Origin of the sequence: Desulfosalsimonas sp., from assembly GCF_046483245.1 — a bacterium.
In the GTDB taxonomy this organism is placed as follows: Bacteria; Desulfobacterota; Desulfobacteria; order Desulfobacterales; family Desulfosalsimonadaceae; genus Desulfosalsimonas.
On the sequence record NZ_JAWODO010000046.1, the window covers coordinates 19302 to 34353 of the forward strand.

The 15052-nt window shown below is 50.0% G+C and carries 14 protein-coding genes, 1 pseudogene and 1 riboswitch; of the genes and pseudogenes, 5 read left to right on the forward strand and 10 right to left on the reverse strand.

Annotated features, from left to right (window positions below):
- Positions 1–139: 139 nt before the first annotated feature.
- Positions 140–1666 carry a dynamin family protein gene (locus R6U41_RS04755; protein WP_410268691.1) on the forward strand — a complete coding sequence of 509 codons (1527 nt, stop codon included), beginning with the start codon at positions 140–142 and terminating at the stop codon, positions 1664–1666.
- Complete coding sequence (locus R6U41_RS04760) at positions 1663–2304, forward strand: RecX family transcriptional regulator (protein ID WP_410268692.1); 642 nt, start codon at positions 1663–1665, stop codon at positions 2302–2304. The genes R6U41_RS04755 and R6U41_RS04760 overlap by 4 nt, the downstream gene beginning before the upstream one ends.
- A gap of 22 nt (positions 2305–2326) precedes the next feature.
- Here R6U41_RS04760 and R6U41_RS04765 read toward each other — a convergent pair whose 3' ends face one another.
- From R6U41_RS04765 to R6U41_RS04775, 3 genes are all read right to left on the reverse strand, one after another.
- A complete protein-coding gene (locus tag R6U41_RS04765) occupies positions 2327–3115 on the reverse strand; it encodes a ParA family protein (RefSeq protein WP_410268693.1) in 789 nt (262 codons plus the stop codon).
- Between the two features lie 20 nt (positions 3116–3135).
- The gene (locus R6U41_RS04770; RefSeq protein WP_410268694.1) at positions 3136–5412 is read right to left on the reverse strand and encodes a dynamin family protein; all 2277 of its coding nucleotides are present in this window, start codon (positions 5410–5412) and stop codon (positions 3136–3138) included.
- Positions 5413–5563: 151 nt separating this feature from the next.
- Positions 5564–6418 carry a hypothetical protein gene (locus R6U41_RS04775; RefSeq protein ID WP_410268695.1) on the reverse strand — a complete coding sequence of 285 codons (855 nt, stop codon included), beginning with the start codon at positions 6416–6418 and terminating at the stop codon, positions 5564–5566.
- 256 nt (positions 6419–6674) lie between these two features.
- Between R6U41_RS04775 and R6U41_RS04780 the strand changes: the two genes are divergently transcribed.
- A complete protein-coding gene (locus R6U41_RS04780; protein ID WP_410268696.1) occupies positions 6675–8363 on the forward strand; it encodes an FAD-dependent oxidoreductase in 1689 nt (562 codons plus the stop codon).
- Here R6U41_RS04780 and R6U41_RS04785 read toward each other — a convergent pair.
- From R6U41_RS04785 to R6U41_RS04815, 7 genes and pseudogenes are all read right to left on the reverse strand, one after another.
- Entirely contained in the window at positions 8360–8668 is a 309-nt protein-coding gene (locus tag R6U41_RS04785; RefSeq protein WP_410268697.1) for a hypothetical protein, read from the reverse strand. The two genes, R6U41_RS04780 and R6U41_RS04785, sit on opposite strands and share 4 nt — an antisense overlap.
- Positions 8640–8816: pseudogene (locus R6U41_RS04790) on the reverse strand (transposase); the annotation flags it as partial. The pseudogene R6U41_RS04790 and the gene R6U41_RS04785, both read right to left, overlap by 29 nt.
- Before the next feature lie 154 nt (positions 8817–8970).
- On the reverse strand, positions 8971–11328 hold the full coding sequence (locus tag R6U41_RS04795; RefSeq protein WP_410268698.1) for a PAS domain S-box protein: 2358 nt from the start codon (positions 11326–11328) through the stop codon (positions 8971–8973).
- Between the two features lie 729 nt (positions 11329–12057).
- The gene (locus tag R6U41_RS04800; protein ID WP_410268699.1) at positions 12058–12234 is read right to left on the reverse strand and encodes a hypothetical protein; all 177 of its coding nucleotides are present in this window, start codon (positions 12232–12234) and stop codon (positions 12058–12060) included.
- A 96-nt stretch (positions 12235–12330) separates the two neighbouring features.
- Positions 12331–12534: a cold-shock protein gene (locus tag R6U41_RS04805; protein WP_410268700.1), complete on the reverse strand. Its 204-nt coding sequence runs from the start codon at positions 12532–12534 to the stop codon at positions 12331–12333.
- A 241-nt stretch (positions 12535–12775) separates the two neighbouring features.
- Positions 12776–13138: a rhodanese-like domain-containing protein gene (locus R6U41_RS04810; RefSeq protein ID WP_410268701.1), complete on the reverse strand. Its 363-nt coding sequence runs from the start codon at positions 13136–13138 to the stop codon at positions 12776–12778.
- Positions 13139–13198: 60 nt separating this feature from the next.
- Positions 13199–13648 (reverse strand): hypothetical protein, encoded by a 450-nt coding sequence (locus tag R6U41_RS04815; protein ID WP_410268702.1) that lies wholly within the window; start codon positions 13646–13648, stop codon positions 13199–13201.
- 43 nt (positions 13649–13691) lie between these two features.
- Positions 13692–13794: riboswitch (cyclic di-GMP riboswitch) on the reverse strand.
- 653 nt (positions 13795–14447) lie between these two features.
- Between R6U41_RS04815 and R6U41_RS04820 the strand changes: the two genes are divergently transcribed.
- Positions 14448–14747, forward strand: a complete 300-nt coding sequence (locus tag R6U41_RS04820) for an ArsR/SmtB family transcription factor (protein ID WP_410268703.1) — start codon at positions 14448–14450, stop codon at positions 14745–14747.
- Positions 14748–14793: 46 nt separating this feature from the next.
- A complete protein-coding gene (locus R6U41_RS04825) occupies positions 14794–15024 on the forward strand; it encodes a thioredoxin family protein (protein WP_410268704.1) in 231 nt (76 codons plus the stop codon).
- The last annotated feature ends 28 nt before the right edge of the window (positions 15025–15052 follow it).

Consider the following 15052-nt stretch of genomic DNA (forward strand, 5'->3'; position numbering starts at 1 on the left):
TTCGTGGGTATCCTAACCGGAAACAACCTGATATTCAAGGGTGTTCAATCAATTTTCCCGAATTGTGCTTTTGTTTCCTCTGGTTTCCGGGTCCTTACCAGCGCTTGACCTGCCTGATATTTATTGATAAAGAAAAAGAATGTATCGGGAAAACTACATAAACGCACTGCGCCTGGAAATGGTGGAAATGGTGCGCGACGGGCTCTCGCCTGTGGCGCTCAAATACGGCTACTCGGACGTGGCCCTGGAGAGTACCATCAAGTGGCGCCCGCTTGTGCTGGTGGTGGGCAACTATTCCTCGGGCAAGTCAACCCTGATCAACGAATTTCTGGGCGGGGATGTGCAGGCGGTGGGCCAGGCCCCCACAGATGATTCCTTTACGATTATCACCTATGATGATGCGGCCGCTGAACAGGACACAGTCCGGGTCACGGAAAAGCGCGACGGAAAATATCTGCTAAATGATCCGGATTATCCATTTGAAATCCTGAAAAAACACGGGCAGCGCTTTGCCTCCCATTTCCGGCTCAAAAAGGTCAATTCCCCGTTTCTCAGAAACCTTGCCGTCATTGACACACCCGGCATGCTCGATTCCATCACGGAACGGGACCGGGGCTACAATTATCAGGACGTGATCGGGGATCTGGCCCAGCTGGCCGACTTGGTGCTGGTGCTTTTTGACCCGCACAAGGCCGGCACCGTGCGCGAGGCCCACACCAGCCTGCGCGAGACCATCTCCGCCCGAACCTTTGAGGACCGGGTTCTTTTTGTGCTCAACCGAATTGATGAATGTTCATCCTTAAGTGATTTGCTCCAGGTCTACGGGACCCTGTGCTGGAATCTGTCTCAGATAACGGGCCGAAAAGACATTCCGGCCATCCATCTGACCTACTCCTCCCGGGCGGCCGGCAAATCTGACAACAGCCGGCCCGGCTCACACGACTTTCTTTATCATCTCCAGAATCAGCGCAAAAAGCTCCGGGAATCGGTACTGGACGCCCCGCGCCGGCGGCTTGACAACTTGGCCTCGTTTATCGAAACCCATTCCGAACGCCTTGACCAGTTTCTCGAGGCCCTGCTGACCCACAGAAAAAGAACACAAAAATTCCAGCTCAAGCTCACATTGATCGGGGCGGTTTTGAGCCTTTTTCTGAGCGGGGCGGCTGCATACGGGGCCGTGATTTTCGGCTTGGCCGGCGCCATGACTGATCCATGGGCCATGGTCCTTGCAGTAGCGGCCTTTGGCGCAGGGCTGGCTTTTTGGATTTACGGTCCCATGCGCATCATGATGAAGGCCTTTCAGCGCAGGTGGCGCAAAAAAACCGATTCCATCATTTCCCTGGATACCCAGACCCGCAAAGACAACTGGCAGTCCGTGGGCCCCCTGGTATTTCGTTACCTTCAGAAAACCAGCGGTCGCTATCCTGTAAAAACCCTGAAAAACGAATATGCACAGGTCCATGAAATCTACACCGAGGGCAGCCGGGAAGTCAGAAAGGCCTTAAATGAGCTGGCCAACATGGCACCGGATCAGGCAGTGTTTGACAACATTTCCAGGCCCATTGAAGATGAAGATTTTTCCGGCGATAAATCCGCAGATGATGCCAGCGACCCGGATCAATTGTCCCCACCGCCGCAGGACCGGCCCGCAGCTTCGGAAAAATGAGTTCGTCCATTACCGCCATTTCCCCACAAAAGAAAAACCGGGGGCGCTGCAATATATTTGTTGACGGCGAGTATGCCTTTTCATTGTCTGAAAAACTGGCGGCATCGCTTCAGGTGGGTGCGGTACTGACCCCTGAGGAAAAACAACGGCTCCTGCACGAGGATGAAAAGCAAAAAGCCTTTCAACGGTGCCTGCACTACCTGCAGTACCGGCCCCGCAGCCGTGCGGAAATAAAGGGGTATCTCGAGAAAAAGGGATTTTCCGGGCCTGCGGTCCAAAACGCAATCTACCGGCTGGAATCCTACGGTTACATTGATGATAAATCCTTTGCCCGCATGTGGATTGAAAGCCGCTGCCGCAGCCGGCCAAGGGGGGAATTTGCCCTGCGCCATGAACTGCGGCAGAAAGGCGTGGCTGAAGCCATCATCGACCGGATGCTTGCAGACTTTGAAGAAACCGGGCCGGCGTGGCGGGCCGTGGCCCCGCGGCTTGCCACATGGGCAAAGCTGGACCGGACCGAATTGAAGCAAAAATTCTATCAATACCTCAACCGCCGCGGGTTTTCCTGGGAAACCTGCCAGACGGTATGGGCGCAGGCCCTGGTGTTTCTGGACACATCGGCTGAAAAAAAATATTAGAGAACCCGGCAAAAACGGCCGGCTATGGCGCCCTTTTGAGAAATTCCGCTGCCAGGGCTGTAAAATCCCGTGCGCCGTTGCTGGTTTTGCGGTAAAACACCACGGGCTTGGCCGCCTCAGTGCTTGCGGCAATGGTGGTGTTGGCGCGAATGGCCGTGTCATAAAGCATGTGGGAATAGCGTTCATCGCTTCGCAGCCGGTCCAGAATCATGTTGCTGACCCGGGTGCGCTGATCAAAGAAAGTGGGCACAAGTCCGGAGATCCGCAATTCGGGGTTGATCTCCTCCTGTACGGCCTCAATGGTGTCAAACAGGTCTGTCAGGGCGCGGAACGCATAGGGATGGGTCTGGCAGGGCACCAGCACTTCCCGGCAGAAGGCAAACACGTTGATGGTCAGCAGCGACAGGCTCGGCGGGGTGTCCATGAGAATGACGTCATACTTTGTTGCCAATCCCTTCAGGGCCATGTTTAAGCGGTTTTCCCGGCCCTCGGCTTCCACCAGCTCCAATTCCGCACCGGCCAGATCAATATGGGAGGCGATGAGCTCCAGGTTTTTCCATTTTGTGGGAAAAACCGCATCTGCGGCGTTGTATTGGTCCGGGGCGGACATCAGGTCATAGACGGTTATGGCCTCATCATCGGCTTCAATGCCCAGGCCGCTTCCGGCATTGTGCTGGGGGTCCATGTCAACGATCAAAATTCGCTTGCCCATCGCAGACAGGGCCGCGCCGAGATTGATTACCATTGCGGTTTTGCCCACGCCCCCTTTTTCATTGGCCACCGCCACAAAACGCGCCTGCTTTGCCGCCATTGTCACCTCCTTATCATGGGTTACGGGTCCTTATCGCCTGTGCCCGCCCCGCCGCCTCCAGGGCTTTGCCGGCCCAGGGACTTTTCCAGGCTGTTCACCTGGCCCTTGATCCGCTCAAGTTCGGAAATCATTTCCGCCATTTCCGCCAGGGAATGTTTCTTTTCCTCCTGGCTTCTGTTGCCGATCTCCCGGATCCGGTTCAAATCCGTTGCGTATGTTTGAAAGCGCTGGATCAGCCACTGGCTCATTTCCCCGGCCACCGCATCAATGAGCAGAAACAGATACTGGAACTTAAGATTTTCCCGGTAATTTTTGAAATGAAACACCACCGTGGCCTCGGTTTCCTGTTTCATCCTGGCTACACCGCTTTCCAGGGCGGAAAAGTCCGCGTTTCCGGCAGATCCGGATCGGTTCACCAGTTTTTTAATCCCCTGAACCATGCGGAAAAACCCGAGCTTCATGAAGGCCTCGGTCTGAATGCCCCGGGTGTAATCAAAAGTGGCCGCCGCATTGGGCATGGCAATACCATGGGCCTTTTTCACCCCGTCAATGGATACCGGCGCCGGTTTGCCGACGGATTGCCGGTCGCTGTTTTCCTGCCCGGGCCCGCCGTGTTGTCCAAAATCCGCAAGGGTTTCGCGGATCATGCTTTCATAAGGCCGGCAGATGGATTCCAGGTATTCGAATGCATAAGCCTCGTTTTCCGCAACAAAGCCAAACAGCCGGGGATTGATCTGCTCTGCCATGAAAACGTCGAGTCTGTCCTTGAAATCCTGGAACACCACAAGCAGGGTTTCAGACAACCCGTTTTCCGAAAGCATGGCCCGGTATTGATCCGGCGAAATATGATAGCTGCGGATAAAATCCACCACAGCCGGCACCACCTGTCCGTGGCGAAGGTCAAAAAACCGGTCTGTATTGGTTTTCAACTCTTTTTTCAGCTGTCTGCAGGCACCGTCAAAGGTGCTGTTGATCATGGACCGGATTTTTTCGGTCTTTTTCTGCTGCTCCCGGATCTGGCTGACCAGTGCATCTGCTCCGCTGGCATCCGATGAGAAAACTTTCTGGTTAAATGCCAGCCATTGCGCAAAATCCGAAGATACGGTTTCCATTCGCTGGAGCTGATTTTTAAGCAGCAGCATGTAGCGATGCTCAGTGATCAGGTGATTAAAATCCGCCTCAAACCGGGTTTTTTCCTTTTGGGAAAATTGGGCAAGGGCCTGGTCGCCGCGCCACTGGTCCAGGCGGGCCCGGTCCTTTTCCGTCAGAAAATCACGGATATCCAAAAACAGGGCATAAAGGGATGAAAACGTGTATACCGCCGGAGAGGGGGTGAGCAGGGCAAGGTCCTGGCGGACCTGATCCCTTACACGCTTTAAATCATCCAGGTTTTCATGTTCGTTAAAATCGCAGTTGATCACAAACAACACATTGCCCATGGCCCCCATCTGTTTGATCATGGACATAAATTTGAGATCCGCCTGGCGGATGCCCGTGCGGCTGCTGATCAGATAAATAATCAGGTCCGATGTGTGCAGATAATCCTGGATCATGGCAAGGTGCAGGGGATTGGGGGAATCGCTTCCCTGGCAGTCGGCAATTTCAATGTTTTCAGCCATATCGCCGGAATCGATAAACAGCTCCAGGTCCTTGAGGTAAACCGCCAGCGCCTGGTCGCCGGCAAAGGCCTGATGTTCGTGAAAATTCCGGCCTGTATAGCTACGGGTTTCGGTCTGATCCGAAACAATTCCGGCAACCTTGTCGTATCCCTGCAGATAAGAATCCAGCAGCACACTGCTGACACTACGGCTGTCGCGGTTGACCAGGTATCCTGTTTCCAGGCTGGTCAGGGCCTGGCGCAGGTCCCGGCGGTCGGATTGGTTACGGATATCAAACGGTTCTGCAGAGGAGCGCCACCCGGCTGAGGGAAAAAGATTCAGGGACTGCCGGATCTCGCTGTTGATCTCCTCCCAGGACTTGAAATAGACAACGGCTTCCAGCAGGTCTGAACGCCGGACACGGGTGACAATGGAAGTAATGACACCTGCGCCCCGTTTCAGGTAGTCACCGGAAAACAGGGAGTTGATAAATGTGCTCTTGCCGGACTTGATGGTGCCCACCACGGCCATGCGCAGCAGGTCCTCTTCCAGGCGCTGCCGGCAATTTTCGCATAAATGCCGCCATTGCTCCAGCTCCCGGCTTTCGCCCGACGATATTTGCCCCGCCGCCCGGTCAAGGAGCTCCTTCAGCTCCCGGGCGGCCCGGGCCAGTTCCTTTTTCACTGCCTGCTGAGTCATATATCTTCCTGCAACAATCCCTGCGCTGCCTGTATTTATTGTATTCAGGCACTTTTTACAAATTTGAAACTATGACACGGTGGACCCGGATTGTCAAAAATATTCTTTAGATATTATGGTATTGAAATTGTTTCCGGGCGACCGTTTTGCCTTATAACTCATCTATCATCTGCCGGGCTTTTTTCTCCCAGTAGGGATTGTCCGTCAGCGATATCGCCTCTTTCAGCAGATCCCGAGCTTCTTCCTTGGGCTCGCTGCCCCACTTGTCCATTAAGATCTCGGCCATGTACACATGGGTGGTCACACCATGGGAAGTGTTAAAATACTCGGTTTCCTGAAACTCCCGATATAACTCCAGGGCGCGGTCCTTGTCATTGTAGGGCCAGGGCACTACCTGCCAGAACCGGCCCAGGGCCACAATGGGGCCGCCGTTTTCAAAATCTTTATCCATTTCATAGGCTTTTTCCAGGTTTTCCTGGGTTTTGTTCTTCAGCCCTTCCTTCAAAGCGGTGATAAGGCCCACCCCGTCTGAATATGTGCCCACACACAGGCCGTAGTAATAATACCCGTTGGGCTTGTCGGGTTCCAATTCCCGTGCCCGGGCGGCATATTCCATGCCCTTTTTGCCGTATTCAGCACAGATGTCCTTCCAGCCGTCAACCTTCCGCTTCTGGGCCAGATCTCCGTAGTACCGGCATGCCCGGGCGCATTTCCAGTTGAATTCAAAATTGTCCGGATCATCTTCAAGGACCTGTTCATAAATTTCCACCACCCGTTTGAGATCCTCCAGATCCCCCCTGGCAAAAAAGGCTTCCGCGTCCCGGATCAGGTCGGAAACCTTTTGTTTTGCAACTTCTGCGGCATCTTCGGCCTTGTCCACGGTTTCCTCCACCTGCTCAGCTGCCCCGGCCTCCTTGTTCTCACTTTCACTGCACCATGCAGGATGCTGAATCAAGAGGACAAGGCCCAAAATGGCGGCTGCCGTCAATGTCATCTGCGATTTCATGTACTTTCCTCCTTTAAGAAGTTGTCTGAAAAATTAGGAAAAAACCCGGCGTTACGCGCTGCATTGCTTCTCTGTCAATTGTATACGACGAAACTATGAAACAGATCAATCCCATATTTTTTTGACCCGCCGTTGCGGGTGTTTCTAAATGTTCAGTGATTTGCAAAAAATCGACTTCATGGTCATTATTTATAAAAACAAATCCACCCGGTTTACTTATCGGTTTTAGCCACAATCATGCAAGGAGTCCAGTCATATGCCTGAACAAAACAACGGCGGCCACGACCACGAGCACCACCATGAAGATACCCGAAAGGAGCTTGAACGGATTTTCTCCGCAGTTCAAAAACCGGTGTATATTTACCTGTTTACCCGCAAAAACAAAAACGAAACCTACAATGACCTGGCCCGGCAGGTTCTGCAACTGGTGGGAAAGGTTAACGATAAAATCATTATCAAAACCTACGGCCTGGATCATTCCCTGGCAGACAAATACAACGTTGCCCATTCTCCCACCATTGTTTTTGAACCCGAAACCGTCAATATCCGATGGCTGGGCGCCCCGGCGGGAGAAGAGGGGCGCACCCTGGTGGAACTGATTCTGCTGCTGGCTTTTCAAGATCCCAACCTGGGAGAGGATGCCGCCTCTGTACTGGAGCAAATTACCGGTCCCCGGCATGTGAAGGTTTTTGTTAGCCCCACATGCCCCTATTGCCCCCAGCAGGCGATCAATGCCATCAAGGCGGCCATGGCGCACCCGGATCAAGTTTCCCTGGAGATCATCGACATCCAGGCCTTTCCCGAGATCGCAGAGCAATATGATGCCCAGTCCGTGCCCCAGGCTTTTGCCAACGAAACCCTTATCGCCCTGGGCGCCCAGACCGAAGAGCTGTTTGCCGCTTCCCTGCTCAAAATGGAACAGCAAAACATTTTTATCCCGGACAACGACGCCCCGGAGGTGGAGGCGGATCTTGTTATCGTCGGCGGCGGACCGGCCGGGCTGAGTGCGGGCATATACGCGGCCAGGAGCGGATTTCATGCTGTGATCATCGAACGGGAGGCTTTGGGCGGACAGGTGGCCATCACGCCGATGGTGGAAAATTATCCCGGTTTCAACCAGGTGGGTGGCAAGGCGCTTGTGGACATGATGGTTTCCCACGCCCTGGAGTATGTCCGGATTTTCCAGAGCGAAGAAGTGCTTGAAGTGGAAAAGGATCCGGTCCAATCCCGGCAGTTTACCGTAAAGACAAACCGCAGGAAATTTTTTACCAGGGCCATCTTGCTTGCAACCGGTGCCAGGCACCGTAAATTGAACATTCCCGGCGAATCCAGACTTTCCGGGCGGGGGGTGAGCTATTGCTCCACATGCGACGGTCCCATTTTCAAGGGCCGGAAGGTGATCATCGTCGGCGGGGGTGACAGTGCGGCAACCGATGCCCTGCACATGCACAATATTGGCGTGGATGTGACCATCGTGCACTGGAAAGACCGTCTCGATGCCCAGGACTACCTCGCCCGGCAAATAACAGAAACCGGCATTCCGGTAATCTACAACACAGAAGCAAAGGAAATACTGGGTGACAGAAGCGTGCAAAAGGCTGTCCTGGAAAACAACCAGACCGGGAAAAAGCAGGAAGTAAAAGTGGACGGAATCTTTGTTGCCATCGGATATGAACCTGCGGTGGATCTTGCCCAAAAACTCGGGGTCCGCCTGACTCCCCAGGGCTATATCGCCCACGAAAACCACCGGACCAACATCGAGGGTATTTATACCGCCGGCGATGTCACCGGCGGCTTCAACCAGATTGTGATTGCCAGCGGCCAAGGCTCGGCCGCCGCACTGACCATTTTCGAAGACCTGATCCACCCGTTCTGGCAGAAGAAAGCCGATACACAGGCTTCCGGGCAGCAAATCGACACGAGGCGCAACAAGAGATATCATTAAGATTGATAAGGCGAAAGAAAGGCCGGGAGTGCGATTCCTATATCTGAGATAGCCTTTTGAACTGCCAACCGCATTTCGTCTGTAGAGGTGTTGGCCTCAACAACATATGCACTCTTTGCTGCTGCAATCTGGTCAAAATCGGTAACAGTTGGAGCCTTCATACTTGCACATCCAATCAACCCAATCAATATAAGGCCAACAATGGCAACTTGAACCGGAAAATTGGGCAGACCTGGTCGAAGTCTTGTCGTGTGGCTTCTTAGATATTCATGAGTTCCGTTCGGCCCAGCGATCGCCTTTGTCACTTTGGGTCCCGTTGTTGCGTTTGCGCCACAGCACTCCAAAACGCAAGGCTCTCTCAGCATGATTGTTGGTGGGTTCAACACCCTGCTGATCAAGAAACAACCACAAGGATTCCATCTCTTTGGCCAGCCGCCGGGCCATTGTGCCCGCCGTATCGCCAGCACCTTCAAAAAGTATCAGCAAACAGATAAACCGTGAATAAAAATCGGTCGTTTGATGTCCATATTCAGGGCTATAGCACACCCAAAATAAAAAATCTAGATTTTTCTTCAATTTTTTCAATAGTTCATACCGTTAATATCACTTAATCGTTTCCACTCTTATCCAATACTTTCCTTACCATTTCTGCCAAATCCGTTTTAGTTACCGGTTTCATTAAAAACCCGTCAACTCCCAAATCTTCTTTATTGTTCTTGTTTACTTTTTCGCTAAAGCCAGTGGACAAAACAACCGGCAAACCCGGCCGGATTTGTTTCACTTCTCTGGCGAGTCTGTCTCCGGTCATATTCGGCATTGTCGTATCGGTTATGAGTACATCGAATTTATCTGGATTCGCACGAAAAGCCTCCAAAGCTTCAATGCTGCTCGTTCTCGGGGTGACCTGATAGCCCAGGCGCTCAAGAATTCGCTGCTGTATCTCAATAATCGGCTGTTCATCGTCCACCAGGAGAATTTTTTCGATGCCTGTCGGCAACGGCTCCTGTTTTCGTGCCGGCGATACGGGCCGGCTTTGTTCAGCAAGCGGGAGGTATATGTAGAAAGCAGTCCCCTTGCCAGACTCGCTGTGGACGGAAATATGTCCTTTGTGGCTTTTTATGATGCCGTGAACCATGGAAAGCCCCAGCCCGGTGCCGGTTCCTTTTTCCTTGGTGGTAAAATAAGGCTCGAAAATTTTATTTAGATATTGATCTGAAATGCCGCATCCGGTGTCGATTATAGCGATGCATATGTAGTCTCCGGGCATTATGTCCGGAGATTTTTTCCTGATGGTTTGGTCAAAGCTGACAGGCTCCAGGCAAATTTCCAGTACTCCGCTCCCATCACCCATGGCATCCCTGGCATTGGTCGCCAGGTTGATAATGGCCTGATGGAGCTGTGTGGGATCGGCATGGACAATTGCCTGTTCGGTGCGAATGTTTTCTTGAATCTCAATGGTTGCGGGAAATGTGGAGCGCAGCATTTTCAGCGCTTCTTTGACCAAGGAAACAATTGGTGTAGGCACAAACTCCTGTTCTTCCCGCCTGCTGAGTCTCAAAATTTGTTTGACCAAATCTTTGGCACGGTTGCCTGCGGCAAGCACCTGAGACAGATTTTGATGCACAAGCGAGTCTTTTTCAGCTTCCTCCAGTGATAGTTCGGTATATCCGAGCACGGAGGATAAAATGTTGTTGAAATCATGGGCAATGCCGCCTGCCAGTGTCCCTATTGCCTCCATTTTCTGGGACTGGCGAAGCTGGGCTTGTAGTTTCTCTCTTTCCTGCTCTACCTTTTTCCGCTCGGTGATATCCCGGGCAATGCAGAGTATACAGTTTATACCCTCATAGTCAATTCTGCGGCTGCTTATCTCAATGGCAATTGTGCTACCGTCTTTGCACCGGTGAGCCGATTCAAACACCAGGGAGCCCTGCTGATCAATATCCTGAATTCGTTCCGGCCCGGTGCCTAAATATTCATCGTCATCAAGGTCCATGGTCGTCATGAGCAGAAGTTCCTCACGGCTGTAGCCGAGCCTGCTGCAGGCGACTTGGTTTACCTCTATGATTTGCCCCGAGATGTAGTGGATAAAAACAGCGTCATTGGAACCGTGGAAAATATCCCTGAATTTTTGCTCACTCCGGCGCAGCCGGGTTTGTGCGTGTACGTGCTCGATTATATTGCCGAGCATTTCAGCCACAGCATCAATCAATTCCTTTTCTTCTTTAATGAAAGGGTCTTCATGAGCCGGGGGGTTTTCTTCCAGATAAAAAATTTCCACACACCCGACCACCTGTTTTTCTGAAATGATGTCCTGGGCTTGGCGCCGGGAGGTTTCGCGGAAATTTCCGGTTACATAAACGCGGTCTTCAAACTTTATCCGCGCGCATGCAGCTTCGGGATATTGCCAGGAATCAGGAAGAAGGTTTACGGTGCCCTGAAGGATATCATCGAGCGAGTTGTCCCGATCCTCTACAAGCCTGGATATGCCGTAAAGGCAGCTCAATTCCTTATTTCTTTCATTAAGCGTGCGGGATTGCTCTTTTAAGGCTTCTTCGGCCTGCTTGCGGTCGGTGATGTCGACTAGCATACCCTGAATTCCGACGACCTCTTTTCCTTCAAAAACCGGCCTGGCATTGGTCATAACCCATACCATTCCGCCATTTTTTGTAAGGTATCGGTATTCCGTTGTTACCTTTTGGCCTGAAATAACTTTCTGGAAAGAATGGATGCGATCTGATAGATCCTCGGAATGCACGAAATCGGTAAACCTACGGCCGACAATTTCTTCCGGGTTATATCCACTGATGTTTTTGATGTTGGGGGAAACATATGTGACCTTTGCATCAAGCTCCAACATGAAGAGCACTTCGTTCAGGTTTTCGATTAACTGGCGGTATTTTTGAACTTCTTGTCGGTGAGTTTTTAGTTCCTGTTCCAGTTCTTCATAGGCCGGTTTGGCAGTCATAAGATCCCCGCAGGTGCGACGAGCCGATAGATATCCAACGGCTTTCATAAAGATCACGTTCAATTTTAACTCTAATAAGAACATGACCTTATCACATTTAATCCAGTACATCAAATGAACCGGATGTACCCAAATATTATAAATCGGATGGTTGGCGCTTATACTTTAGGCTGCCGGATAATTCTTGGCACATTAGGCAAATTGAAAGCTGCAATATGCAAAATTGATCCGGAGAGCCAGGCCAAAAATGATTGCCAGAACCATTTTGCAAATTTCAGGAAACCTTGGAATGCTGCATTGCGTGCTCAATCAGGAGGCTCCCCCGGCGAGAAAACGTTCCTCAATCCAGTGACTGCTGCTTGCGGTGCATTCCCATCCCTTGAATCCAACCGCAAGCTGGACACGAGGTAATTATGATCGGGTATCCCTCGTCATCAACCACCTGCTGCTGTAAGGATTCAGATGGATTTCCGCAATCCGGGCAAATTGGATATTCGGCCGGTTTATTTACATCCACACTTCCTTTCTTCAAACACTTCTGCACTGTCTCCAGTGTTTCTTTGATGACGGTAAATTTGACAGCTTTTCAATCAAGTATTGGGCTTTTTCTGCAGGATTGGCTTTCATGGGCCTCTTAAATTAACCCTACCCAGAAATGTTACGCCTTTGAAGGCATACATTTATCAAGAATTATTTTGCCGGAAGTGCTTCCCAATCCAAGACTCGTTGTTAAATTGGCTCACCACACCTATCGCAGAAAAAAATCTTGTCTTTTTCATCCTCTTCTTTCCGGGTAATAACACGATCCTGTGTCAGCAGGTTCCAATCTTCATCCGTCATGCAATTGGTACAAACAACAGCCTCATTAATGTAAATAGCCGCAATTTCATTCTTTTCAAAGTCCATATTACCCCCCTCTTCGATCTTTAAGGACCGAAGGGCTTGTTCTTACGGTCTCCGCTCACGGTCTTGCCTCTTCTTTTCGGTAACGGTTGAAATTTTTTACCTTTTCCTAACCACAGTGGCCTTGGGGCCTTTATCCCCTATCTCCGTCTCATACTCCACCTTTTCTCCTTCTCCTAGAGCTTCAATTTTTACTCCCTCAAGAGCGGAAACGTGAAAGAATACGTCTTGACCTCCCCCTTCCGGGATAATAAAACCAAAACCCCGATCGGAAACAATCTTTTTGATACTGCCTTCAGACATAAAAAAATCCTCCCAAAATTTCCCCGGGAATTCATTCGCCCGCGTTAAAATACCCTTTGTGCAAATTTCAAGAAACCTGGGAATATTACATTCCTTAGCAAGAAGTATGTCGATTTAGATTTTACCCACAGCATATGCCCTGAGTATGCAAAAAAACTGTACCCTGAGTTTGATCTTGATGATGATTCAATAGTGCCCGAACGAAAACTAGGATCATACCCGGAATTCAATCTTTCTTCACCTATTTCAGGATATGCACACTTGGGTAGTCCATTAGCTTAAGCGTTGCAGCAATGACCCCTGCAACCTGTGGAATATCGTGAATGATAACCAAGTCATTACTTTTATTAAGTTTTTCCATCATAGGCTTTGAAAACATATCGTCATAGTCTACATGACTGGCACCCTTAATATGCCCCTTTTCAAACTTTCTATAATCCCGAAAATCGACAAATTCACATTTTTTTAGTTCCCGGGCTTTTTCTTCAGCTATAACGAATGCGGCAAAATCGTTCTTATTCACCTCGATGAGGGCGTTTAGAAGGTCCGCTTCGCCTACTGTAGGATACCCAGCACTTTTCCATCCCTTTATGCCGTCTCTCATCCAGTAAACATTCGTATAACCATTGGCGACCGCCAACCTGGCGGCATGATATGATTTCCATCATGTGTCTGATGCGCAATAGGTCATAATTGCCGTATTTTTATCTTTGGGAAGCTGTGCTATGTCGAAATCAACTTCGCTAAGTGGCATATCAGTGCTTTTGTGATCTTTTGGAACTAAACAAGTGATGTGGATTGTGCCGGAAGGATGCCCCTTCATGAAATCAGTGGTATGACTGTGGCATGCCACTAGGGTTGCCCCCTGGTCATGGAGTTTTTTTGCTTGTTCAAGGCTTACAGCTTCAAATCCTTGCCCTCCGGTGCTGGGGGCAGGCACGGAGGCGGCAAAACCAACTGTGGAAAATGCTGTAGTAAGCATTAATGAAACGATGAACAGAAAAATTTTCTTTTGCATCTCCCTACTCCTTTCTTTTGAATAAGGTTCGATTGCAGATGGGCCAGGGTTTTTGAAAAACCCGGTATGATCCATAATATCGGGTTTTTCCTCCATTCCTCTTCAATTGGTTATAAAAAAAGCCGAACCGCCACATGTAAATGGCAGTCCGGCTATCTCAAAACTAAATCAAGGGAAAACCAGTATCGAAAAGACCCGTGACTTTCCGTCCCAATCTTACGACTGGTTTGGCTTTATCATAACTTCTAAATTATCGTTGGGAATCCCTGTGTCAATCTTTTTTTTGGCTTAAACTAAAAAAAATATTCCCTTGCTGAAAAATGCACCATGCATTGATTAGCGTTCGACTATGCCGTTCCAATAATGCTAATTTGGGGTCGGAGAGGAATGCCAAATTCAAGATGCAACTTACAGGCGCCGCGAAAATATTGCCCTCCGTGGCAAGTTATGTCGTGGGTTTTCAGATCACCAACAAATCCACTGGTATAAAATTGAAGGAGTCGCTCAGTTGCCTTCTGGCATTGTATGGCAAAGCAAAAGAAGAAAAGCCTGCATTAATTCTTAAACGTCCATCAGGGAAACGACAATCGAATTGCCAATATCAAGTGATTGATCCCGAAAACCATGCAATATTACAAATACTGATACGAAATTTATACCCCCAAATCACAATTTATCTTTCTAATACAATCAAACATACCCTTTATACTTCCTTCTTGACAGTCTGAAAAACTATTTTTATATTACATTTAAACGATATAAATAATAGCGGCAGACCAAAACCGGGCCATTGTATATCCGGAGGCAGAAAAAATGAAAAAAATTCACAAAAGTTATGAAAGCCTTGTCTGATCCGACACGGGTCAAAATTGCAAAGATGCTTCAACGCAGATAGATGTGTGTATGCGAAATCCAGGAAGCCCTGGGAATCGCGCAGTCCACGGCCAGCAAGCATTTAAAAATCCTGGAGGAAGCGGGCTTGGCAACATATAAAAAAGATGGCCTGTGGGTAAACTATACCCTGGCGGACGGATCAGACAGCCCCTATGCAGATAGCATGCTGGGCAATCTAAGGCACTGGCTCGAAGATGATCCTGAAGTGGCCGAACTGAACCGCAAGCTCCCTGAAATCCGGCGCGAGGAAGTCTGCCGGACGCAAATTCCCCGCAGTCGAAAGGTTCAGGCTCAAATATAAATAAAGAGAATGATTTATAAAGCTCATTAAAAAAAGGAGGTTTGACATGGATATCAAAGTACTGGGTCCTGGATGCCCAAAATGCCAGCAGACCGAAGAAACAGTCAACCAGGCTCTGGCTGATGCCGGCATGGAGGCCAGTGTGGAAAAAGTTACCGACACCATGGAAATCGCAAAATACGGGGTTTTTGGCACCCCGGCTGTGGTTGTCGACGGCGAGGTCAAGTCCGTGGGCAAGATCCCGAAAAAAGACGATGTCCTGAAGTGGATCAAGTAAAAAGGATAGGTTCATACAGGGGAAACGC